We start from the raw sequence: 21,086 nt of genomic DNA, 5'->3' as shown, positions 1-21,086 counted from the left end.
ATGCAATAAGATTATTTGCATCTATTCAAGAACTGTCAAATCCTGCGGAAGAACCAAGGAACAGTCATGACTGGATTTGACCTGCCGCTCGAGGGCCTCGTGGTGCTCGATTTTTCGCGCGTGCTCGCGGGGCCCTTCGCCACCGCTCTCCTCGCCGATGCTGGCGCCGACATCATCAAGGTCGAGGGGCGCGAAGGCGACGACTATCGCCATGTCGGCCCGTTCGTCGGCAACGACAGCGCCCTGTTCGAATTCGCCAATCGCGGCAAGCGCAGCATTGTACTCGACCTTAAGAGCGAGGCCGACCGTGCCACGGCGCGGCGGCTGGCGGCCGGGGCCGACGTCGTGGTCGAGAATTTCCGGCCGGGCGTCGCATCGCGGCTCGGCATCGCCTATACCGACCTCGTCGGTGAGAATCCCGATCTCGTCTATCTCAGCATTTCCGGCTTCGGACAGGAAGGTGTCGGGCGCGACCGGCCGGCCTATGACATCATCGTGCAGGCGGAGAGCGGGCTGATGGCGCTGACGGGCACGCCCGACGGGCCGCCCACCTTGATCGGCGAGGCCATCGGCGACATTGCCGCCGGTCTGTATGGCGCCTGGGCCGTCACCGCCGCGCTGTGGCAGCGCGAGCGCACCGGGCGTGGCTGCCATATCGACCTCGCAATGTTCGATGCCCTGCTTTCGCTGCTGCCGACCGGAGCGTGCCGCTATCTGGCGACGGGCCGCGTGCCGATGCGCGCCGGCAACCGCCACCCGCTCTCGGCGCCTTTCGGGGCCTATCGAACCGCTGACGGCCATGCGGTGATTGCGGTCCTCAATGAGAAGCTATTTGCCCATTTCGCCGCGACCATCGGCCAGCCCGAACTGGCGAGCGATCCGCGCTATCACACCGATTCTCTGCGCTCGGACAACGAGCCGGCCTTGCGCGCCTGCGTGGAGCAATGGACGGGGGGGCGGTCGACCGACGAGGTGGTGAAGGTCCTTGCCAGCGCCGGCATCCCAGTGGCACCGATCAGCACCGTGGCGCAGGCGATCGATTCGGAGCAGGCGCGCGGGCGTGGCCTTTTTCGGCAAGGGAGCATTGTCCCCCTGCCGGAACAGCCTGCCCATTTCTCCGGCTCCCGGCGTGGCCGGCCTATGCGAGCGCCGCGGCTCGGAGAGCACACGCACGACATCCTCGCCGGTCTGGCCGCACAGGAGGAGCGCTCATGAATTTCGAGCCGGATGCCGACACCCTCGCGGTGGTCGAACAGATCCGCCGCTTCGCCGAGGACGTCCTCAAGCCGAATGCCCGTGAGATCGATGCAAACGGGATCTTCGCGTCGCGGCATATTCCGGCTCTGGCCGAACTGGGCGCGATGGGCATGAACCTGCCGGAGGCATGGGGCGGCCCCGGCCTCTCGCCGGTGGCGCTCTATCTTGCCGTCGAGGCTTTGGCGGCCGGTTGCGGTTCCACCGTCTCCATGATGACGGCGCATTTCCTGGCGACCGATGCGATCCTCATCGGCGGCGGCGATGCGCAGCGCAGCCGCTATCTGCCAGATGCGGCTGCAGGCAAGACCCTTGGCGCATTCGGCCTGACCGAACCGGCTGCGGGCTCCAATCCGGCCGATATGACGACCCGAGCCGTCTGGAACGGCGGGTCGTATCATCTGCGAGGCGTCAAGCATTTCATCTCCAACGCGGCGCATGCCGATTTCATCGTCGTATTCGCCAAGACCGATGCCGCGGCAGGCGCGCGCGGCATCAGCGCCTTTGTGGTCGAACCGGCGAAAGGGGGGGTGAAAGTCGGTCCGCCCGAAAGGACGATGGGCCTGCGCGGTGGACATGTGTTCGAGGTCGAGTTCGACTGCCGCGTCGGCGAGGAGGCCAGGCTGGGACCCGAGGGGAGTGGCTTCAGAACCGCCCTGAAGACGCTCGACAATGGTCGCACCGAAGTCGCTGCCATGTGCACCGGAATGGCCGGCGAGGCGCTGGCCATGGCGGTGGAATGGGCGAAGACCCGCCACGTCGGCGGCCATCCGATCGCCGAGTTCCAGGGCCTGCAATGGATGCTCGCCGACATGGCGACCGAACTCGATGCCGCTCGCCTGATGGGGCTGAGGGCCGCCTCCCTGCGCGAGAGGGGTGAGCGTTTTTCGAAGGAAGCCTCCATGGCCAAGCTGTTTGCCTCGGAAAAGGCCGGGTCGATCATCGACCGCGCCCTGCAGATCCATGGTGGCTATGGCTATTCCCAGGAATTGCCCCTGGAGAGGATGGCGCGCGATGTCCGCATCATGCGCATTTACGAGGGTTCCTCGGAGGTACAGCGCAACATCATAGCGCGCATGGTGCTTGCCTGAGTGTTGTACGATCTGACGACTACCGCAAATCGTAGAGACCTGTCGCAACGAAGGGAGAGCAAGGACGCGGCTTCATCAAGGCGCGCTTTGCTCCCAGCGTCCTGATAGTAATACCTCCTCATGATTTAACGCGAGGCTGTGAACCATAAAACTGTCGTTGGGCGAAGGCGAAATCCTCTCTCGACGGTGCGCTAAAAAGCGGCTTCAATCCAATGGCTATCCAGGTGGAGAACATAATGAAAATCGGAACCTTATTGTGTGGCGCGCTGCTTGGGCTTGCCTTTGGCGGGCTCTCGGGAATGGCAGCGTCGGCCGATCAGCTGAGCAATGTCAAAAGTGCCGGTAAGATCGTGACGGCGACGGATATGCACTATGCACCGTTCGACATGGTCGTCGACGGCACCTATCAGGGCATGACCAAGGACCTGTTCGACAATGTCGCCAAGGAAATCGGCGTGGAACCCGTCTATCAGGACCTGCCTTGGACCTCCCAGCTTCCGGGCCTGGAAGTGTCGAAATTCGACATCGTCATCGCGCCGGTGACGATCACGCCGGAACGGCTCGAGCGCTACACCTTCACCCTGCCGATCGCCGACGCGACCGTCGGCATCGTCAAGGCCGCCGCCAACAAGGACATCAACAAGCCCGAGGACATCGCCGGCAAGACCGTCGGCGTGCAACAGGGCACGGCGCAGTTCAAGCAGTTGCAGGAATTCGGTGCCAAGGTCGGCAATGTGACCGTCAAGGAATACGGCACCACCGACGAGGCCTATGCCGATCTTGCCGCCGGTCGCCTCGATGCCGTGGCGGGCTCGGCGCCCAATCTTGCCTATCTCGTCAAGCAGCGTGGCGATGTGTTCGCCCTGCCTGAAGTGTCGACCTTCGGCAAGCCGACCTATTTTGGCTGGGTGCTCCGCAAGGGCGACGACAGCGCGAGCTTTGCCGGGGCCATCAAGGATGCCATCGTCAAGATGACCAAGGACGGGCGCGTCAAGGCGATCCAGGAAAAATGGCTCGGCAAATATACCGAGTTGCCGCTGGAGGTGCCGGCCAAGTGACCTGAAGTGTCTTCCGATTTGATGGATCCCGTCAGATCGCAAAGGCGCATCGCAAAGAAGAGCTGGAGTAGGGTGTGATTCGCAGGAATCGTGCCTTGCTCTGGGAACGCATGGCCGCCTGGCGGCGCCGTGCTTCGGTCACTGGTCCTCCCCGCATGTTCTCGCTGAATGCCTTCATCAAGAGCTTCCACGCGCTGGCGCTGGGAGTGCCCAGTACCCTGATCGTCTCCCTGTTGGGCATTGCGATCGGGCTCCTCGTCGGCGCGATGATCTGCGCCGGCGCCCTGTCGCTCTCGCGTACGCTGCGGTCGGCAGCCGCCGTTTGGATCAGTTTCTTTCGCGGCGTGCCACTGATGGTACAGTTGCTTTTGATGTTCTACCTCCTGCCGGTGACCGGCATCAACGTGCCGCCAATGGTGGCGGCGGTGCTGGCCGTCGGCCTGTGCTCCAGCGCCTATGTTGCCGAAATCTGGCGGGGAGCCATCAATGCGCTGCCCCGCGGACAGGCCGAGGCGGCGGTCGCCATCGGCATGCTGCCGCACGCGATCTGGACCCGGATCATCCTGCCGCAGGCGGTCCGCCTGTCGTTGCCGGCGCTCGTCAATGAACTCATCCTCTTGGTCAAGGCCTCCTCGCTGGTCTCCCTGGTCGGGATCTGGGAGATCACGCGAGCCAGCCAGGCGGAGGCTGGCGCGAGCTATCGCCCGCTTGAAGCCTATGTCGCGGCGGGATGCCTTTATCTCGTGATCAATCTGTGCCTGGCCACGCTTGGCCGGTACCTGGAACGAAGGGCGGCGGCATAATGGAGCTGATCGTTCACTACGGGCCGGCACTGCTGCGCGGTTTCGGCATGACGGTGCTGTGCTGGCTGGTCGGAACCGCCTGTTCCGTGGTCCTGGGCCTCGTCATTGCGCTTGCCCAGCGCTACGGGCCGGCGCCGTTGCGCTGGCTGCTCGTCGGTTATGTCGAGGCCATTCGCGGCACTCCCTTCCTGGTTCAGCTCTATGTGCTCTATTATGGCGGCCCTGCCTTCGGCTTGAGGCTGGATGCCCTGCCGGCGGGCCTGATCGGGCTGTCGATCTATGGCAGTCCCTATTTCGCCGAGATCTTCCGCTCGGGCTTCAATGCGGTCGCGGTGGGGCAGATCGAGGCGGCGCGAACCATCGGCATGAGCGAGTTCGCCATCGTGCGGCGCATCCTGCTGCCGCTCGCCTTGGTTTCGTCCCTGCCGGCGCTGGTCAATTTCGCCATCATCCTGACCAAGGAAACGGTGGTGCTCTCCACCATCACGGTGCCCGAACTGCGCTATCAGGTCGACCGGATGATCACCGAGACCTTCCGCTATTTCGAGGCCACTTTGGCGCTGGCCCTGTTCTTCTGGGGCCTTGTGGAACTCGTCTCTCGGCTCGGTCGCTGGCTGGAAAGCCGCGTCACCCATTACATGATCGAAAGACGCTGATATGGAGCAGGCTTCCTCCGTCGAGATCCACAAGGTCGACAAGTTCTATGGGCCGTTCCAGGCGCTGAAGCAGATCTCCGTCTCGGTTCCCCCCGGCAAGGTCACCTGCCTGATCGGCCCCTCCGGATCGGGAAAGTCGACCCTGCTGCGCTGCATCAACTTCCTCGAAGAGTATGATGCCGGCGAGATCCGCATCGACGGCCGGTTGATCGGCTACGAGACCCCGGGTGGCCGCCGCATGGCCTCGGGCAAACTGCGCGAGATGCGCCGGCGCATCGGCATGGTGTTCCAGCAGTTCAATCTCTGGCCGCATATGACCGCGCTGCAGAATGTCGCCGAAGGACTTGTCCAGGTACGCGGCTTCTCCAAATCCGAGGCTGGTGCGCGCGCGGCTGAGGCGCTGCGCAAGGTCGGACTGGCCGACAAGATGGTGAGCCACCCCGGTCGGCTTTCGGGCGGGCAGCAGCAGCGCGTCGCCATCGCGCGCGCCATCGCCATGGAACCCCAGCTCATGCTGTTCGACGAGCCGACTTCGGCGCTCGATCCCGAACTCGTCGGTGAGGTGCTGAATGTTATGAAGCAGCTTGCCGCGGAAGGCATGACCATGGTGGTCGTCACCCATGAGATGGGCTTTGCCGCCCATGTCGGCGACCAGGTGGGCTTCATGGAAGCGGGCGAACTGGTTGCCGTCGATACGCCGGCGGCCATTTTCCACGACCCGGCCGACAAGCGTATCCAGTCTTTCCTGCGGACTTATAACGAGCGCAACAGTTTCTAGAGCGGCAAGCCTTGCTGCACCAGGCTTGCCGCAGGCCTACCCCTTCAACTGCGCCATGACGCCGGCAATGTCGCCCATGCCCCAATGCTCGGCGATCAAGCCGGCCTCGACGCGGAAGATGTCGCAAGAGGTGAAGCGCAAGGTTTTGCCCGTGGGGGCGATGCCGAAATAAGGGCCCTTATGCGTGCCGGTATAGACGAAGCTCGCGGCGACCTTGGCGCCCTGGCTCACATGCGTCTCTATCGCGACCTGCAGGTCCGGCATGGCGGTGAGGCGGGCCTGGAAGAAGGCCACGGTCGCCTGCTTGGCACTCAGCTCTTTGCGAGCCGGAGCGGCGGCACTGGCTTGGTTGTTGATGTAGGTCTCGGCGAACAGAGCGGCGAAGCCGTCGATATCGTGTGCATTCAGCCGGGCCGCGAAGCGCTCGGCGGCATTGGGCTCCTGCGCCAGTGCCGGCAGGCTCGTGTCACCCGCCAGGGCGAGCCCGCCCAGGATCATCAGTCTGCGTCCACAATCCATATCAGGCCTCCGTTCTTGCGTCAGGAAGACGCGTCCTCCAGGGCGGCACTGGCTTCCAGCCAGGCCTCTTCGGCGAGGAGAAGTCTTTCCTCGGCGGTGGCGCGGGCCTTGGCCATCTCGGCCGCCTTGTCGGGCGAACGCTCGAACAGGCCGGGACGCGACAGCTTCTCGTCGAGATCCGCGATGATGGCCTGCAGCTTCTCCATGGCGGCCTCGATCTGGCGGATCCTCTCGCGGTCAGCCGCGGTTTGCGCCCGCCGCGCAGCATTGGTCTGGCGCTGCGTCGGCTCGCCGTTGCGCTCGCTTTTCTCCACGGCCGGCTTGGCCAGGACCAGGCGACGATAATCCTCCATGTCGCCCTCGAAGCCCCTGACCGTGCCGTCGGCCACCAGCCAGAGCCGGTCGACGCAGGCTTCGAGCAGATAGCGGTCATGGCTGATCAGGATGACCGCGCCGGGATAGTCGTTGAGCGCCTGGATCAGGGCCTGGCGGCTGTCGATGTCGAGATGGTTGGTCGGCTCGTCCAGGATGAGCAGATGCGGGCCGCCGAAGGTGGCCAGACCCATCAGCAGGCGTGCCTTCTCGCCGCCGGAAATGTTGGAGACCGGGGTGTCGGCCTTATCGGCGCCGAAACCGATCTGGGCGGTGCGGGCGCGGATCTGGGCTTCCGTGGCGCCGACCATCATCTCGGCGACATGGTCGCGGGCCGAGGCCGCCGGATTGAGCTCGTCGAGCTGATGCTGGGCGAAATAGGCGACCTTCAGCGCAGAGGAGCGCCGCATGCGGCCAGCCATCGCCGCCAGGCGCCCGGCCAGCAGCTTGGCGAAGGTCGACTTGCCGTTGCCGTTGGAGCCGAGCAGGCCGATGCGATCCTCGCTGTCGACAGAAAGGTCGAGCCGCGACAACACCGTGCGCTCGCCATAACCGGTGCTGGCGCCTTCCAGCGCGATGATCGGCGGTGACAGCGGCTTGGCGGGCGGCGGAAAGTCGAAGGGCCTGACTTCCTCGTCGACAATTGCCGCCACGGGCTCCATGCGCGCCAGCATCTTCATGCGCGACTGGGCCTGGGCCGCCTTGGTGGCCTTGGCCTTGAAGCGGTCGATGAAGGACTGGATGTGGCGGCGCTGGTCTTCCTGTTTCTTCCTGAGCTTCAGGCTCAGCGCCTGCTTTTCCCGGCGCTGTCTTTCGAAGCCGTCATAACCGCCGCGATAGAGTTCGAGCCGGCCCTCGGTCAGATGCAGGATGTAGTCGACCGAAGCGTTGAGGAGGTCGCGGTCATGGCTGATCACCACCACGGTATGCGGGTAGGAGGCGAGATAATCCTGAAGCCAGAGCGTGCCTTCGAGGTCGAGATAATTGGTGGGCTCGTCCAGCAGCAGGAGATCCGGCTCGGTGAAGAGCAGGGCGGCCAGCGCCACGCGCATGCGCCAGCCGCCCGAGAATTCCGAGCAGGCGCGGCTTTGTGCGGCATGGTCGAAGCCCAGACCTGCCAGGATGGTGGCGGCGCGGGCCGGCGCGGCATGGGAATTCTTGTCGGCGAGGCGGGTCTGGATCTCGGCGATGCGATGAGGATCGCTGGCGGTCTCCGCCTCGGCCAGCAGGGCCGTGCGCTCCTCATCGGCCGCCAGCACCACCTCGATCAGGCTTTCGGGTCCACCCGGCGCTTCCTGGGCGACGCGGCCGATGCGCATGCCGCGCGGCACCGAGACGCTGCCGAGATCGGGGGAGACCTCGCCCATGATCATGCGGAACAAGGTGGTTTTGCCGGTGCCGTTGCGCCCAAGAAAGCCGACGCGCGCATCCGGCGGCAGCGCCACCGTGGCGTTGTCGAACAGGACGCGGGAACCAAGACGAAAAGTGAGGCCGTTCACATGCAACATGGCCGGGCTTTTGGCATGAGCCGGGCGGCAGGGCAATCATGCAATGCCTGCCGATGGCGATCGGCCGGCAAATGGCCGAAATCTTCAAGGCTTGCGCATGGCATGCATGGCATACCGGAAAAGAGCGTTCCTGCGGGAACCGAACAAGGAGTTATCGCGATGAAACCGCATATCAGCGTTCTGACCATCGGTGTGGACGATCTGGAAACCGCCCTGCGTTTCTACCGCGACGGCCTCGGCCTGCCCACCGGGGGCATCATCGGCCGTGAATTCGAGCATGGCGCCGTCGCCTTCTTCGATCTGCAGGGCGGATTGAAGCTTGCGATCTTCTCCCGCGCCAACATCGCGCACGACGCTGGTATCATGCAATCGGCGCGCAGCCCGACCGAATTCACGCTCGGCCATAATGTCGGCAGCGAGGCCGAGGTCGATGCTGTGATGCAGCGGGCGATCGCAGCGGGTGCGCGCCTGGTAAAGCCCGCCCAGAAGACCTTCTGGGGCGGATATGCCGGCTATTTCCAGGACCCTGACGACCATTTGTGGGAGATCGTTTTCAATCCGGCCTTTCTGCCGGCTGCGTGAAAACCTGGTGCCGGAGCGGGGGAATACGCGGGAGGCTGGGGCCCCTTTCAGTAGTCCGCGCGGAGAACTATTCGGTCCTTCCGCTCCGTGAGGTAGCAGCTTGGTCTTGCCGAAGCTGGCAGTGTATGATCCCCGTTTTTAACCAATTGCTGAGGTTTCACTCGCAAATCCGGCATTTGTTTCATGGCGTTGCGCCAGAATCATGATACTTCATCTGTCTGTGGCGATTGGGGAGGTAAAATATTAATGCATTCCCCAGCGTCAATTTAGGATACCGGGCGACATCGAAATTGGTCCATGAAGATGAGTCATTCACGGCGTGAACCAAGCAACCTCTCATTAGACAAGCCCAAATGGATGAGACATGATTAAAAAACTCGCGGCAGAGTTCTTCGGAACGTTCTGGTTGGTTTTCGGTGGCTGCGGCTCAGCTGTCCTCGCTGCCCTCTTTCTCGGTCCGGGTAACGTGCAGCTCGGCATCGGCTTTGTTGGCGTCGCACTTGCCTTCGGCCTCACCGTGCTCACCATGGCCTATGCCGTTGGCGGTATCTCGGGCGGACACTTCAACCCCGCCGTCTCGCTGGGTCTGGCCGTCGGTGGTCGGTTCAGTTGGGCCGAGCTCATTCCCTACTGGATTGCGCAGGTCGTCGGCGGCCTCGCTGGCGCGGCGGTGCTCTATGCCATCGCCACCGGCAAGCCCGGCTTCGAGGTTGGAGGCTTTGCGTCCAACGGCTATGGCGACCTTTCGCCCGGCAAATACAGCATGGTCGCTGCCCTGATCGCCGAAATCGTCCTGACGGCGGCGTTCCTGATCATCATCCTGGGTTCGACGTCGAAGGCCGCGCCGGCCGGCTTTGCGCCAATCGCCATCGGCCTTGGCCTGACGCTGATCCATCTGATCTCGATCCCGGTCACCAACACCTCGGTCAATCCGGCTCGCTCGACGGCGGTCGCTTTCTTTGCGCAGACCGGTGCGGTGAACCAGCTCTGGCTGTTCTGGGTCGCGCCGCTGGTCGGTGCCATCGTGGGTGGCCTGATCTGGAAGGTGTTGCTGGAGCCTGAGCAGGCCTGAGACTGAGCCGCAACAAGACAAGCAAGCGGCGATCGGTCCCTCCGGTCGCCGCTTTTGCTTGGCAGCAAGAAAACTGAGCATTGCCGGAGCGTTTTGCGATTCGACGGAATCGCCAAGAATCGCAAAGACGCGCCCAGACAAAGAGCTAGAGCTTGAAGCCGGGCAGGGGCATGGCTATAAGCCGCTCACCTCAACTCATAGCAACCAGGACGATCATGGCTCTCGAGCGCACCTTTTCGATCATCAAGCCCGACGCGACCAACCGCAACCTCACCGGCGCCATCAATGCCGTGTTCGAGAAGGCTGGCCTGCGTATCGTCGCCCAGAAGCGCGTCCGCATGACCCGCGAGCAGGCCGAGACCTTCTACGGCGTGCACAAGGAGCGTCCCTTCTTCGGTGAACTCGTCGAGTTCATGATCTCGGCCCCCGTCGTCGTGCAGGTGCTGGAAGGCGAGAACGCCGTCGCCAAGCATCGCGAAGTGATGGGCGCCACCAATCCGGCCAATGCCGCCGAAGGCACCGTCCGCAAGCTCTTTGCTCTGTCGGTCGGCGAGAACTCGGTGCATGGCTCGGACTCGCTCGATAATGCCAAGATCGAGATCGGCCAGTTCTTCTCGGGCAACGAGATCGTCGGCTAAGCTGGCCGACGGGCTGCCGGCCTGATTGCACGTTCAGCTCGAATGCGCTTTGCTTCAGGCGGGGCAGGCATCCTTCAAGGCGGATCCATTGGGTCCGCCTTTTCTCGCTTTTAATTTTCTACTAATTCTATAGAAAATAATTGACACGCTCGCGCCGCCGTCGCACCCTTCGGTCATGAGGAGCGGGCAGCCCTGGTTTCCCCGCAAGCCGAACCTGTGGAAGGGGATCACCATGACCAGTTATTGTCGCTGCTGAGTCCTTTGCATTCGGGCGCCTGACCGGCGTCGCATCTCGCATACCCTTCATCACCGCATCGACGTTGCCGAGCGTTTTGCGACGCTTTTGCGCAGCGCATGACGGATCGCGTCTTCAAGGATCTCACATGACATCGCTCAACCGCCGCCTGTTCCTGGCTGCTGGCCTGGCTCTCGGTACCGCCCTCGGCACGGCCCATGCGGCCGACAACAAGGTGACCATCGGCTTCCAGACCGGCGTGGACCCAGCCAAGGCGGCGCAGGCCGCTGGTACCTATGAAAAGGCGACCGGCTGGCAGATCGCCTGGCGCAAATTCGATTCCGGCGCCGACGTGATTGCCGCCATCGCCTCGGGCGACGTGCAGATCGGCTATGTCGGCTCGAGCCCGCTCGCTGCCGCCGCCAGCCGCCAATTGCCGATCGAGACGATTTTCGTCGCCGCCCTCCTGGGCGATTCCGAGGAACTGGTGGTGCGCGACACCATCAAGGAGCCCAAGGACCTCGCCGGCAAGAAGATCGGCGTGCCCTTCGTTTCCACCTCGCATTACAGCCTGCTGGCGGCGCTCAAGCATTGGGGCATCGCGCCAAAATCCTTACAGATCCTCAATCTGCGCCCGCCGGAACTGGCGGCGGCATTCGAGCGCGGGGACATCGACGGTGGCTATGTCTGGGATCCTGCCTTGGGCAAGCTCAAGGAAAAGGGCAAGGTGCTGGTATCCTCGGCCGATGTCGCCAAATGGGGTGCGCCGACCTTCGACGCCTGGATCGCTTCGAAGGATTTCGCCAAGGCCCATCCCGATGTGGTGACCTCCTTCGTCAAAGTCACCGGCGAGGCCTACAAGACCTATCGGGACAAACCGGAGGCCTGGAGCGCCGCCTCCGATCAGGCCAAGGCGATCGCCCGGCTCACCGGCTCTAAGCCCGAGGACGTGCCGGATTTGCTGAAGGCGAATGTCTGGCCGCTCTTGGCGGAGCAATCCTCGCCCGACCTGCTGGGCGGTGCCACGATCAAGGCCATCGCCGACACGGCCGGATTCCTCGCCGAGCAGAAGAAGATCCCGACGGTGCTGCCGGATTATTCTGCCTATGTGAACAAGGCCTTCGCCGCACAAGCCCTGACGAAACTCTCATCCCAATAGATTTTCGCAGGCTCGCCCGCCCCGGGATCTCCTCCCTTCCGGGGCGGGCCTTATTCAATGGCTTGAAACGGTGGCCCGCATCGTCATTGCGAGCTCTGCCAATCCTGCGGATTGGCAGAGCTCGCAATGACGTTCCAGGGGCTGAAAGAGGTTCCCGTGTCCGATTTGTCCGCCCGTGACGTCGACGTCGTCTATTCCGGAAGAGGAGGGCGGTCCGTTACGGCCCTCAGCAACGTCTCCCTCACCATCGAATCCGGCGAGTTCGTCGTGGCGGTGGGTGCGTCCGGCTGTGGCAAGACCACCTTGCTCAAGCTGTTCGCTGGCTTTCTGCCGCCGAGCTCGGGCGCCATCACCCTCGGCGGCAAGCCCGTGCGAGGGCCGGGCGGCGAGCGCGGCGTGGTCTTCCAGGACGATGCCTTGTTTCCCTGGCTTTCGGTGCGCGGCAATATCGAGTTCGGTCCGAGGCTTGCCGGGCTCGATGTTGCCGAACGCAAGCAGCGCTGCGGACGCATCATCGACCTGGTGGGGCTGGCCGAGTTCGCCGATCACAGGATCTGGGAATTGTCCGGGGGCATGCGTCAGCGCGTCGGCATGGCCCGGGCGCTCGCCAACGAGCCGGAAATCCTGTTGATGGACGAACCGCTCGGCGCGCTGGATGCGCTGACGCGCGAGAAAATGCAGGAATTGCTGATCCGGCTGTGGGACCGCACGCGGCGCAGCGTCTTCCTGATCACGCATAGCGTCGAGGAGGCCATCTTCCTGGCCACCCGCATCGTGGTGCTGTCGCCGCGCCCGGGACGCATCACGCGCGAATTCCATACCGATTTCTCGCGGCGGGTTCTGGCCGGGGAGAACAGCCGGTCGATCAAGTCCGATCCTGCCTTCATCGCCCTGCGCGAGCAAGTCCTGGCAGCTGTCCTGCAGGGAGCTGATGCATGAGCGATTTCGCCAACTCCGCCGGCCTGGACGAGATCGAGGAAAAGGGCGGCACGGGCCGTTTGACAAGATCCAGCGCACCCCTCGGCGCGACACCGGTACGCATTCTCACCATTCTCGCTCTGCTGCTGCTGTGGTCGTTCGCCACCTATTTCGAATGGTTGCCGGCCTTCTATCTGCCGTCGCCCCGGGCCGTGGTGGAGCAACTCTTCACGGTCGCCACGGAAGGCTATGCCGACGCGACCCTGCTGCAGCATTTCAATGCCAGCCTCTGGCGCATCCTCGCAGCTCTGCTGATTGCGCTAGTCACTGCCGTGCCGGCCGGCATCGCCATCGGGCTCAGCCCGATCGCCCGCGGCATTCTCGATCCCATCATCGAATTCCTGCGCCCGGTGCCGCCGCTTGCCTATCTGCCGCTGATGGTAATCTGGTGCGGTATCGGCGAAACTACCAAGGTGCTGATCATCCTGATCGCAGTTTTCGCACCGGTGGCGATCACCACCGCCGCCGGTGTCGGCGCCGTGCCGTCGGACCGGGTGGATGCGGCGCGGGCCCTGGGCGCGCGTCGATGGCAGGTGCTTTGGCATGTCATCCTGCCCAATGCCCTGCCATCGATCCTGACCGGTGTTCGCATCGGGCTCGGTGTCGGCTGGTCCACGCTTATCGCTGCCGAACTGGTCGCCGCATCCCAAGGGCTCGGCATCATGATCAAGACGGCGTCGGACTTCCTGCAGACCGATATCGTCGTCCTCGGTATCTTCGTGATCGCCCTGGTGGCGATCGGCTTCGAGTGGATCGTCAGGCTGGCCGAGAAGTTGCTGGTGCCCTGGCGCGGAAAGGCATGAAAGATGCGGGATGATCAAGCGGCCTCAGCCGATCGGCAGTCGCTCGATTGCGTCCACCCGGTCCGGGTAGAAGGCGAGATGGTCCTTGATGGCTGATACCGCGGGGTAGGGCGTCTCATAGCTCCAGACGGCATTGACTGAGCGATCACCGCCCGCCGGAAGGCTGAAATAGGAGCATTCACCCTTGTAGGGGCAGTAGGTGGCATGCTCGGTGCGTGCGAGCGCCCCCATGTCGACGTCGCCGCGCGGAATGTAGAGGACGGCAGGATAGGAGGCTTCCTGCAAACGCAGCGCCCGCCGGCTGTCGGCGATCACCCGGCCGCCGAGGCTGACAACGATACGTTCCCCGCTCGGCTCGACGCTGATGGGATGATCGGGACCTGGAATCTTCATCACCTTGTTCGTCATGACCTGTCCTTTCCTCAATCCGCCGCGGAGGGAACCGCCTGCGGGCCTACGGCCTTGCGCCGACCCAGGCCGGCCGCGAGATAGGCGCCGACGGTGTGACAGGCTGCGATGGCCAGCAGGGTCCAGGCGAAGGCATGTCCGATGCTGGCAGCATCGGTTCTCGTGCCCACCAATGTATAGAACAGCCCGCCCAGCACTGCCACGCTGATGGCGGCGCTGACCTGCAGCGTCGAATTGACGATGCCGCCGACGAGGCCGGCGTGATGCGGCCCGACCCGTTCGACGATCGCACGCATCATGGTCGGCATCGACGTGCCCATGCCCAGGCCGATGAAGCCAATGGCGGGTGCCATCAGCAGGAGCGGCGGCATGTTTCCGGCCGGAAAGGCCAGCACGAGCAGGGCTGTCAGCGCCGTGCCTAAGGCCGAACTGGCGAAGCCGAAGGCGGGCGCAGAGCCGCCAACCAAGCGGCTGATCGCGGGGCTGAAGGTCGATCCGGCCAGGAAGCCGGCCGAGAAAGGCAAGATGGCGAGCCCGGCTTCCCAGGCCGTGTAGCCGAGGGAGCCCTGGAGATAGAGCGAATAGGTCAGGAAGAAGGTCGCCATGGCGTAGAGCGCAAGGATGGCGCTGATACCGCGCACCAAGCCGGGCAGGCGGAAGATGCCGAGATCGATGAGGGGATCGCCGCCGGCCCGGGCGAGGCGCCGCTCGTAACGTCGGAACAGTTCCACGAAAATGGGCGTCATCGCCAGCATCACGATCGACCACCAGGGCCAGCCGCGCTCGCGCCCTTCGACCAGCGGCACGACCAGGCTACTGAGCGCCAGGCTCGAAAGCACCACGCCGCCAAGATCCAGACGGGGCCGCTTTTCGCTGCGGGTTTCGCGCAAAAGCGGGATCGCCGCCAGGAAGGCAACGAAAGCGATGGGAAGGTTGATCAGGAAGATCAGCCGCCAGCCGAAACCGTCGAGATCGGCGCCGACGAGCGCGCCGCCCAGCAACTGGCCGATGATGGAGGATACGCCGAGCACGATACCGTAGATGCTGAGGGCGCGTCCACGCTCATGGGCCGGAAAGAGCGCATGGACTGAAGCCAGCGCCTGGGGAGCCATGGCGGCGGCGGCGAGCCCCTGCAGCATCCGCGCGGCGATCAGCACGGTGGGGGACCAGGCCAGGCCGCAAAGGGCGGAGGCGGCGGCAAATCCGGCGAGGCCGATCATGAAAATCGCCTTGCGGCCGAAGATGTCGCCGAGCCGCCCGCCGGTGATCAGAAAGACGGCATAAACCACCGCATAGCCGGAAATCACCATCTGTACGTCGGCGGCGGTGCTATGGAGGCCGGTGGTGATGGCCGGCATGGCGACGTTGACGATGAAAAAGTCGAGAGGGGCCAGGAAGGCGCCAGTCAGCAAAATGGCCAGGGCCGACCAGCGGCGGGGATCGGGCGCAGGGCTGGTCGGCCGGGTAACATCGGAAACACTGAGTACCGAGTCTGGCATTGCAGGACCTCGTTCTGAAAGATATAAAATACGGACGAACGTATTATTTTGCGGCGCCAATGGATTTTCGAATCGAGGCCCGGGCGTGGAGCGGCCTCAACGCAAAATCGAACCAAACAGGAATTTCTTGAGGCGTTCGACGGGTTCGGCGTTGCGCTCCGTCTTCGCGGTCAGGAAAGCTCCTTGAAGAGAGGAGAGAATGAGGGCGGCCGCCTCGTCGCAATCGAACTCTTCCGGCAGTTCGCCCATCCGCACGGCGGCCTCCAGGCAATAGCTCATGGCGCCCCGGCTCTCGGCGAAGATGTCGAGCAATTCATGGCGAATGGCCTCGCTGTCGCTGCTGGATTCAGCGGCAAAATTGCCGAACATACAGCCGCAACGCATGCCGTTCTGTTTGAACCGCTCCGTCCTAGCGTCGATATAGGCCCTCACGCGCTGCAAGGGTGGGCTATTGTCGTCGAGCAAGGTCTTGTGGGCATCTTCCCGCTTTTCGCTACGGTAGAGACCCAGCACTTCCAAGCCGAAAGCTTCCTTGGACGTGAAGTGGTTGGTGAAGCAGCCTTGAGGCACACCCGCCGCGCGTACGACGTCGCGCACACTGGTAGCGGTGAAGCCATGCTCGTGTATCAGACCGAGCCCGGCGACGAGAAGTTTTTCACGGTTGGATGCACGTGCCATGATTTCAATATGTACGACCGTATTATTTTGTCAAGCGCGATTTCCGGGAACAGGTTCTGTTCCCGGGAGCGTGGACATCACCCCATGACTTCACGGGGCTGAGATGTCCGCGCCCCAAGAAGTTGCGCTTCGTTGTCGGGTTCTACTTGTCCTTGGCCTGATGGCTGGTCGATGCCTTCAGGCGTCGCTCGAGCCACAGGCTGTAGCGCGAGGCCGGGAAGCAGATCAGGAAATAGACCAGGGCGGCGAAGGCATAGGCCTCCGGATAGGCGTGCGGCCAGATCTGCTCATTGGTAGCGGCCGTGTTCCTGACGGCGGTCAGGAAGTCGATCATTCCGATGAAGCCGATCAGCGGCGTGCTCAGGAGGACGCCGATGCCCAGATTGACCAGTGGCGGGATGATGGCACGCAGGGCCTGCGGCAGGATCACCAGGCCGGTGGTCTGCCAGTAGCTCAGGCCCAGGGCCCGTGCCGCCTCGTTCTGGCCTGATGGCAGGGCCTGCATGCCGGCGCGGATCACCTCCGCCAGATAGCAGGCGATGAAGAGGGTGAGGGCGACTTCGACGCTGAAGAACAGGTTCACGTCGAAATAGGGCAGGGCCATCGGCACGATCAGGCTGGAGACATAGAGCACCACCAGCATCGGCATGCCGCGCACGATTTCGATGAAGCTGGTGCTCACCAACCGCACGCCGCCCATGCTCGAACGGCGCCCCAGGGCCAGGGGAATGGCGATCAGGAAGGACGAGGCATAAGCGATCGTCCAGATCAGCATTGTCAGCGGCAGGCCGCCCCAATCATTGGTGGAGACGATGATGCCGGAGAAATAGCCGCGCAGCAGCAGGCAGGTGACGAGGGGTACCGCGATCCAGGCGAGGATCAGGCCGCGCCCCCAAAAGCGCGGGATGGTGCTGAGGCCGGCCAGGCCGAACATCAGGACCAGGCCGAGAATCGGGCGCCAGATGAGGTCCGAGGGATAGGTCCAGAACAGCATCAGCTTGAGGTTGACGCCGACGAAAGCCCAGCAGGCGCCCCCATTGGCCTGGCAGTCCTGTGCGGTGCCCGACCAGGTCGCCCGGACGAAGGCCCAATCGATCAGATACGAGCCGACCCAGGCGACCAGGCCCAGCACGATGAGCGTGATCGCCGTGTTGAGCGGCGAGGAGAACAGGCCGGCCTTGATCGTCTGCCAGCGTTGGGCCGAGCGGGGCCGGAGCGCATCGGGGAGGGACACCGTGCTCATTTGGCGATGATCCCGCGCTGGGCCATGCGGCGATTATAGAGATTGATCAGGTATGAGGTCGGCATGCTCACGGCCAGGAAGACGGCGACCAGCACGATGATGGTCTCGACGGCATTGCCGGTGTTGTTGGCGCTCGTCTTGATGATGGCGGTCACCTCGGTGAAGCCGATCAGGATGCCGAGCGTGGTGTCCTTGGTGAGGTCGAGATAGCTCGAGGTCATCAAGGGCGTGATCACGCGCATCGCCTGCGGCATCACGATCAGGCGCATGATGCGCCCGCGCGGCAGCCCGATTGCCCGGCCCGCTTCCCATTGGCCTGCATTGACGGATTCGATGCCGCTGCGCACGCTTTCGGAAATGCTGGCGGAATAATAGATCGTCAGCCCGACGAGCATGGCGGCGAATTCCGGTGTCAGCGTGATGCCGCCGCGAATGTTGAAGCCTTGCAGCACCGGCAGGTCCGGCGTGAAGGTGACGTTGGCGATGAAGATCCAAATCAGGGCGATGGCGGGAAAGAGGGCTGATACGCCCAAAAGGCCGAGAGCCGACAGGGGATGCTGCAGGCGACGGAGGAAGGCCCTCACGACGAAGGCGAGCAGTATCAGCACGAGGGCCAGCAACCACAGGCTCTCGCCGTTGCCGATCTCGACCCAGGGCAGGAAGATGCCGCGCACCGACAGGAAGGTCGAGGAGAAGGGCTGCAGGGCCTGCCGGGTGGAGGGCAGGGCCTGGGTCATCGCGATCCAGAAGAAAAGCTGCAGGGGCAGGGGCGTGTTGCGGATCAACTCGACATAGGCCTGCACGAGGCGTGAGAGCAGCAGATTGCCGGACAGGCGGGCAATGCCCAGGCTCGTACCGAGAATGGTGGCGAACAGGCAGCCGAGCACGGCGAGCTTGAGCGTGTTGAGAAGGCCGACCGCGATGGCACGCGCATAGCTGTCGCCGGCCTGGTAGACGAGCAGGCTTTCGGTGATGTCGAAATTGGCCGGCTGCCAGAGATAGTCGAGGCCGGGCGCCATGCCCAGGCGATGCATGCTGCCCAGGATGTTATGGCAGATGAGACCGAGGAACAGTGCCAAAGCGGCGATCAGCAGGAGCTGACCATAGGGGTGCGCGCCCCACCACCGGCGGATCCTGCCGATGGGGCCGGGAACATCAGGGGACACTATGCTGATCGTATCGGCCATAAAGGCATCCCATGGGGGCGGGTCCGAAGACCAGCCCCTTTCAAGGTGTTGGAGACTGAAGTCCGGATAGAGCGGAGCAACCCCTCATCCGGCACTTCGTGCCACCTTCTCCCGCAAGGGGAGAAGGCGACCGGCTAGCCAGCGCCTTCCCTAATGATCCCCCTTCTCCCCCTGCGGGAGAAGGTGCCGGCAGGCGGATGAGGGGCGCGATGCCCTATCCCGGCCTTCCCCGGTTTGTTCGAAAGACCCTGAAAGGGGCGGGTCCGAAGACCCGCTCCCCGTTGCATCTCAACGGAAGGGAGGCGAATAGATCAGGCCGCCCTTGGTCCAAAGATTGTTGAGACCGCGATCGAAGCCGATCTTCGTGCTCTTGCCGAGATTGCGCTCGAAGATCTCGCCGTAATTGCCGACTTTCTTGATGATGTTGTAGGCGAATTTCGGATCGAGCCCGATGGCCTGGCCGAGCGATGGGTCGACGCCGAGGAAGCGCTTGATCGCCGGATCCTCGCTGGTAAGGAAAGAATCGACGTTCTCGCTGGTGATGCCGAATTCCTCGGCCTGGATGGTGGCGTAAACGGTCCAGTTCACGATCTCCAGCCAGCGGTCGTCGCCGCCAAGCACTGCCGGTGCCAGGGGTTCCTTGGACAGGCGCTCGGGCAGCAGCACATACTCGTCCGGGTTCGGCAGGGCGGCGCGGCGCAGGCCGAGATCGGTACCGTCCTGCGTCAGCGCGTCGACGCGGCCGGAGGTCAGGGCCTGGGTGAAGGTTGCGGTGTCCTCGATCACCACGGATTTGTAGGTCTTGCCGGCCTTCTTGAAGAAATCGGCGATGTTCTGCTCACCCGTGGTGCCGCTTTGCACACCGATGGTGGCGCCGTCGAGCTCCGCGGCCTTGGTCACGCCGAGCGACTTCTTCGCCAGGATGCCCTGGCCGTCATAGAACACCACCGGGCCGAAATGGAAATTGAGCTTGAAGGCGCGGGTGATGGTTTGGGTCACGGCCGAGAGCAGGATGTCGAACTGGCCGGCCTGCAGGGCGGGGAGACGCTGCTGGGGCGAAGAATTGGTGAATTCGACCTTGTCGGGATCGTTGAACACGGTAATGGCGAGAGCCCGGCCGAAATCGACGAAGAAGCCTTGCCAGCGGCCATTGGCGTCGGGCGCGAAGAATCCGGCCTGGCTGCCGACGCCGACCTTGATGACGCCGCGCTCCTTGATCTTGTCGAGCGTGGGACCGGCCTGAGCCGGCGCCGCCGCGATGAAGCCGGCCGCGAGCGCGGCGATGGCGATGCCGGCGTTCCGCCTGAAGCCGCGTTTGACTGAGTTCAGCATGAAAGTCCCTTTCATTCCCTGCGCGGTCGGTATCCACGACAGGGCGCCCCGTTGCTCTCTTATGTCACCGGCCTGGCAGCATGCGCCGGGATCAGTGGTTTTCGGAAGGATGCCATTGCCTCCAGGCATGATCGGGCGATTACACCGCGATGGCAAGATCGGCAGCGACCGCTCCAATCCCTGTCAGCTGTTTCATCCATTCAGCAGAGTGTGATCGTAGAATGATTTATTATACACTGTCTACTGGTTTTATAAACTAATGAACAATATGAAACTGGGTATTGTGCCCCGCCTCAGAGCCCGACGTCGAAGAAGATCTGGTCCATGGTCCGCCCCGGTTCGGCACTCGGCGTGTCGCCGATGATGCGGGCCGGCACGCCCGCCACCGTCTTGTGCGGCGGTACCGGAGCCGTCACCACCGAGCCGGCGCCGATGCGGGCCCCTTCGCCGATTTCGATATTGCCGATCAGCTTGGCGCCCGAGCCGATGAGGACGCCCTTGCGGATCTTGGGATGGCGCTGGCCGGAGCGGATGCCGCTGCCGCCCAGCGTCACCGATTGCAGGATCGAGACATCGTCCTCGATCACTGCCGTCTCGCCGATGACGATGCCGGTGGCGTGGTCGAAGAAGATGCCGCGCCCGATCGGAACGGCGGGGTGGATGTCGACCTGCAGCACCTCGGAAATCCGGCTTTGCAGATAGAGCGCGAAGTTGCGCTGGCCATGATGCCAGAGCCAGTGGGCGAGGCGATGCAATTGCAGGGCATGGAAGCCCTTGAAGTAAAGCAGTGGTTCCAGATAGCGCTTGCAGGCCGGGTCGCGTTCGAGCACGGCCTGGATATCGGCGCGTATGCCGAGGCAGATGCCGGGATCGGCGGCCATTGCCGTGCGGAAGGCATGGCGCAGCACGGAGGCAGGCATATCCGGATGTTCGATGCGCTGGACCAGGCGTTGGATGAGCGCATCCTCGAAGGATGTGTGGTCGAGCACGCTGGCGTAGAACTGGGTGGCGAGCTGCGGTTCGGCGACGATGGCCTCCTGTGCTTCGTCCACCAGCCTGTCCCAGATCAGGTCGGATACGGCACCCGGACTTCGGGGCCGGCGCGAGAGCTTGCGGCTGTTCGAGGCGTTCATGGCAACTTCCTCAGGAGCAAAGCGCGTTGGGAAGGAAAGGTGCTTTCGCTCTAACTATTTGTTTCCAAGCCAATCCGACGGATTGGCTGGAGCGTTTTGC

General features: G+C 63.5%; 21 protein-coding genes. 12 read left to right on the top strand and 9 right to left on the bottom strand.

What is annotated here, in order from left to right; all coding sequences use genetic code 11:
- Nucleotides 1–66: 66 nt before the first annotated feature.
- The 6 genes from ACR9ZN_RS14590 (at nt 67) to ACR9ZN_RS14565 (ending at nt 5,640) form a co-directional block, all read left to right on the top strand.
- A complete protein-coding gene (locus tag ACR9ZN_RS14590; protein WP_481272524.1) occupies nt 67–1,215 on the top strand; it encodes a CaiB/BaiF CoA transferase family protein in 1,149 nt (382 codons plus the stop codon).
- The gene (locus ACR9ZN_RS14585) at nt 1,212–2,345 is read left to right on the top strand and encodes an acyl-CoA dehydrogenase family protein (RefSeq protein ID WP_454814582.1); all 1,134 of its coding nucleotides are present in this window, start codon (nt 1,212–1,214) and stop codon (nt 2,343–2,345) included. The genes ACR9ZN_RS14590 and ACR9ZN_RS14585 overlap by 4 nt, the downstream gene beginning before the upstream one ends.
- Nucleotides 2,346–2,581: 236 nt before the next feature.
- Nucleotides 2,582–3,403 carry a transporter substrate-binding domain-containing protein gene (locus ACR9ZN_RS14580; protein WP_434957115.1) on the top strand — a complete coding sequence of 274 codons (822 nt, stop codon included), beginning with the start codon at nt 2,582–2,584 and terminating at the stop codon, nt 3,401–3,403.
- Nucleotides 3,404–3,498: 95 nt separating this feature from the next.
- Nucleotides 3,499–4,206: an amino acid ABC transporter permease gene (locus ACR9ZN_RS14575; RefSeq protein ID WP_481272523.1), complete on the top strand. Its 708-nt coding sequence runs from the start codon at nt 3,499–3,501 to the stop codon at nt 4,204–4,206.
- Entirely contained in the window at nt 4,206–4,862 is a 657-nt protein-coding gene (locus ACR9ZN_RS14570; RefSeq protein WP_434957113.1) for an amino acid ABC transporter permease, read from the top strand. The genes ACR9ZN_RS14575 and ACR9ZN_RS14570 overlap by 1 nt, the downstream gene beginning before the upstream one ends.
- A 1-nt stretch (nt 4,863) precedes the next feature.
- Nucleotides 4,864–5,640 (top strand): amino acid ABC transporter ATP-binding protein, encoded by a 777-nt coding sequence (locus ACR9ZN_RS14565; RefSeq protein ID WP_434957112.1) that lies wholly within the window; start codon nt 4,864–4,866, stop codon nt 5,638–5,640.
- A 36-nt stretch (nt 5,641–5,676) separates the two neighbouring features.
- On the opposite strand, the gene ACR9ZN_RS14560 is transcribed toward ACR9ZN_RS14565, so the two are convergent.
- Nucleotides 5,677–6,138 (bottom strand): ester cyclase, encoded by a 462-nt coding sequence (locus ACR9ZN_RS14560; RefSeq protein WP_481272522.1) that lies wholly within the window; start codon nt 6,136–6,138, stop codon nt 5,677–5,679.
- 41 nt (nt 6,139–6,179) lie between these two features.
- Nucleotides 6,180–8,039, bottom strand: coding sequence for an ABC-F family ATP-binding cassette domain-containing protein (locus ACR9ZN_RS14555; RefSeq protein ID WP_481272521.1), 1,860 nt, complete (start codon nt 8,037–8,039; stop codon nt 6,180–6,182).
- Nucleotides 8,040–8,198: 159 nt separating this feature from the next.
- On the opposite strand from ACR9ZN_RS14555, the gene ACR9ZN_RS14550 reads away from it, so the two are divergent.
- The 6 genes from ACR9ZN_RS14550 to ACR9ZN_RS14525 all read left to right on the top strand — a co-directional run bounded on the left by ACR9ZN_RS14550 (nt 8,199) and on the right by ACR9ZN_RS14525 (nt 13,506).
- Nucleotides 8,199–8,621 (top strand): VOC family protein, encoded by a 423-nt coding sequence (locus ACR9ZN_RS14550; protein WP_481272520.1) that lies wholly within the window; start codon nt 8,199–8,201, stop codon nt 8,619–8,621.
- A 364-nt stretch (nt 8,622–8,985) separates the two neighbouring features.
- The gene (aqpZ, locus tag ACR9ZN_RS14545) at nt 8,986–9,693 is read left to right on the top strand and encodes an aquaporin Z (protein WP_454814571.1); all 708 of its coding nucleotides are present in this window, start codon (nt 8,986–8,988) and stop codon (nt 9,691–9,693) included.
- Nucleotides 9,694–9,908: 215 nt separating this feature from the next.
- On the top strand, nt 9,909–10,331 hold the full coding sequence (gene ndk, locus ACR9ZN_RS14540; protein ID WP_149254567.1) for a nucleoside-diphosphate kinase: 423 nt from the start codon (nt 9,909–9,911) through the stop codon (nt 10,329–10,331).
- A gap of 383 nt (nt 10,332–10,714) precedes the next feature.
- Nucleotides 10,715–11,725, top strand: a complete 1,011-nt coding sequence (gene tauA / locus ACR9ZN_RS14535; RefSeq protein ID WP_481272519.1) for a taurine ABC transporter substrate-binding protein — start codon at nt 10,715–10,717, stop codon at nt 11,723–11,725.
- 156 nt (nt 11,726–11,881) lie between these two features.
- Nucleotides 11,882–12,664 carry a taurine ABC transporter ATP-binding protein gene (locus tag ACR9ZN_RS14530; RefSeq protein ID WP_481272518.1) on the top strand — a complete coding sequence of 261 codons (783 nt, stop codon included), beginning with the start codon at nt 11,882–11,884 and terminating at the stop codon, nt 12,662–12,664.
- A complete protein-coding gene (locus ACR9ZN_RS14525) occupies nt 12,661–13,506 on the top strand; it encodes an ABC transporter permease subunit (protein WP_481272517.1) in 846 nt (281 codons plus the stop codon). The genes ACR9ZN_RS14530 and ACR9ZN_RS14525 overlap by 4 nt, the downstream gene beginning before the upstream one ends.
- 24 nt (nt 13,507–13,530) lie before the next feature.
- Here the strand turns inward: ACR9ZN_RS14525 and ACR9ZN_RS14520 are convergent, their stop codons facing one another.
- From ACR9ZN_RS14520 to cysE, 7 genes are all read right to left on the bottom strand, one after another.
- Nucleotides 13,531–13,914, bottom strand: coding sequence for a DUF427 domain-containing protein (locus ACR9ZN_RS14520; protein WP_434957104.1), 384 nt, complete (start codon nt 13,912–13,914; stop codon nt 13,531–13,533).
- Nucleotides 13,915–13,928: 14 nt separating this feature from the next.
- Complete coding sequence (locus tag ACR9ZN_RS14515) at nt 13,929–15,413, bottom strand: MFS transporter (protein WP_481272516.1); 1,485 nt, start codon at nt 15,411–15,413, stop codon at nt 13,929–13,931.
- Between the two features lie 96 nt (nt 15,414–15,509).
- Complete coding sequence (locus ACR9ZN_RS14510; protein WP_481272515.1) at nt 15,510–16,091, bottom strand: TetR/AcrR family transcriptional regulator; 582 nt, start codon at nt 16,089–16,091, stop codon at nt 15,510–15,512.
- Nucleotides 16,092–16,233: 142 nt separating this feature from the next.
- Nucleotides 16,234–17,334 (bottom strand): amino acid ABC transporter permease, encoded by a 1,101-nt coding sequence (locus ACR9ZN_RS14505; RefSeq protein ID WP_481272514.1) that lies wholly within the window; start codon nt 17,332–17,334, stop codon nt 16,234–16,236.
- The gene (locus tag ACR9ZN_RS14500; protein ID WP_481272513.1) at nt 17,331–18,521 is read right to left on the bottom strand and encodes an amino acid ABC transporter permease; all 1,191 of its coding nucleotides are present in this window, start codon (nt 18,519–18,521) and stop codon (nt 17,331–17,333) included. Before ACR9ZN_RS14500 ends, ACR9ZN_RS14505 begins: the two co-directional genes overlap by 4 nt.
- Nucleotides 18,522–18,809: 288 nt before the next feature.
- Nucleotides 18,810–19,853, bottom strand: coding sequence for an amino acid ABC transporter substrate-binding protein (locus ACR9ZN_RS14495; RefSeq protein WP_434957099.1), 1,044 nt, complete (start codon nt 19,851–19,853; stop codon nt 18,810–18,812).
- 293 nt (nt 19,854–20,146) lie between these two features.
- Nucleotides 20,147–20,986, bottom strand: coding sequence for a serine O-acetyltransferase (gene cysE, locus ACR9ZN_RS14490; RefSeq protein ID WP_454814557.1), 840 nt, complete (start codon nt 20,984–20,986; stop codon nt 20,147–20,149).
- Between the last annotated feature and the right edge of the window lie 100 nt (nt 20,987–21,086).

It is taken from the genome of Labrys sp. HAY1-8F (genome assembly GCF_056754975.1).
Note: the sequence above shows the minus strand (reverse complement) of the source record. Positions and strands in the feature narration are given on the sequence as shown.

What these genes read in the sequence shown, in the direction of transcription:
- ACR9ZN_RS14565 (WP_434957112.1), top strand. Translation starts at nt 4,864, where the DNA reads ATGGAGCAGGCTTCCTCCGTCGAGATCCACAAGGTCGACAAGTTCTAT.
- ACR9ZN_RS14505 (WP_481272514.1), bottom strand. Translation starts at nt 17,334, where the DNA reads ATGAGCACGGTGTCCCTCCCCGATGCGCTCCGGCCCCGCTCGGCCCAA.
- ndk (WP_149254567.1), top strand. Translation starts at nt 9,909, where the DNA reads ATGGCTCTCGAGCGCACCTTTTCGATCATCAAGCCCGACGCGACCAAC.
- ACR9ZN_RS14525 (WP_481272517.1), top strand. Translation starts at nt 12,661, where the DNA reads ATGAGCGATTTCGCCAACTCCGCCGGCCTGGACGAGATCGAGGAAAAG.
- ACR9ZN_RS14495 (WP_434957099.1), bottom strand. Translation starts at nt 19,853, where the DNA reads ATGCTGAACTCAGTCAAACGCGGCTTCAGGCGGAACGCCGGCATCGCC.
- ACR9ZN_RS14520 (WP_434957104.1), bottom strand. Translation starts at nt 13,914, where the DNA reads ATGACGAACAAGGTGATGAAGATTCCAGGTCCCGATCATCCCATCAGC.
- ACR9ZN_RS14500 (WP_481272513.1), bottom strand. Translation starts at nt 18,521, where the DNA reads ATGGCCGATACGATCAGCATAGTGTCCCCTGATGTTCCCGGCCCCATC.
- ACR9ZN_RS14570 (WP_434957113.1), top strand. Translation starts at nt 4,206, where the DNA reads ATGGAGCTGATCGTTCACTACGGGCCGGCACTGCTGCGCGGTTTCGGC.
- ACR9ZN_RS14580 (WP_434957115.1), top strand. Translation starts at nt 2,582, where the DNA reads ATGAAAATCGGAACCTTATTGTGTGGCGCGCTGCTTGGGCTTGCCTTT.
- ACR9ZN_RS14590 (WP_481272524.1), top strand. Translation starts at nt 67, where the DNA reads ATGACTGGATTTGACCTGCCGCTCGAGGGCCTCGTGGTGCTCGATTTT.
- cysE (WP_454814557.1), bottom strand. Translation starts at nt 20,986, where the DNA reads ATGAACGCCTCGAACAGCCGCAAGCTCTCGCGCCGGCCCCGAAGTCCG.
- tauA (WP_481272519.1), top strand. Translation starts at nt 10,715, where the DNA reads ATGACATCGCTCAACCGCCGCCTGTTCCTGGCTGCTGGCCTGGCTCTC.
- ACR9ZN_RS14585 (WP_454814582.1), top strand. Translation starts at nt 1,212, where the DNA reads ATGAATTTCGAGCCGGATGCCGACACCCTCGCGGTGGTCGAACAGATC.
- ACR9ZN_RS14555 (WP_481272521.1), bottom strand. Translation starts at nt 8,039, where the DNA reads ATGTTGCATGTGAACGGCCTCACTTTTCGTCTTGGTTCCCGCGTCCTG.
- ACR9ZN_RS14550 (WP_481272520.1), top strand. Translation starts at nt 8,199, where the DNA reads ATGAAACCGCATATCAGCGTTCTGACCATCGGTGTGGACGATCTGGAA.
- ACR9ZN_RS14560 (WP_481272522.1), bottom strand. Translation starts at nt 6,138, where the DNA reads ATGATCCTGGGCGGGCTCGCCCTGGCGGGTGACACGAGCCTGCCGGCA.
- ACR9ZN_RS14510 (WP_481272515.1), bottom strand. Translation starts at nt 16,091, where the DNA reads ATGGCACGTGCATCCAACCGTGAAAAACTTCTCGTCGCCGGGCTCGGT.
- aqpZ (WP_454814571.1), top strand. Translation starts at nt 8,986, where the DNA reads ATGATTAAAAAACTCGCGGCAGAGTTCTTCGGAACGTTCTGGTTGGTT.
- ACR9ZN_RS14515 (WP_481272516.1), bottom strand. Translation starts at nt 15,413, where the DNA reads ATGCCAGACTCGGTACTCAGTGTTTCCGATGTTACCCGGCCGACCAGC.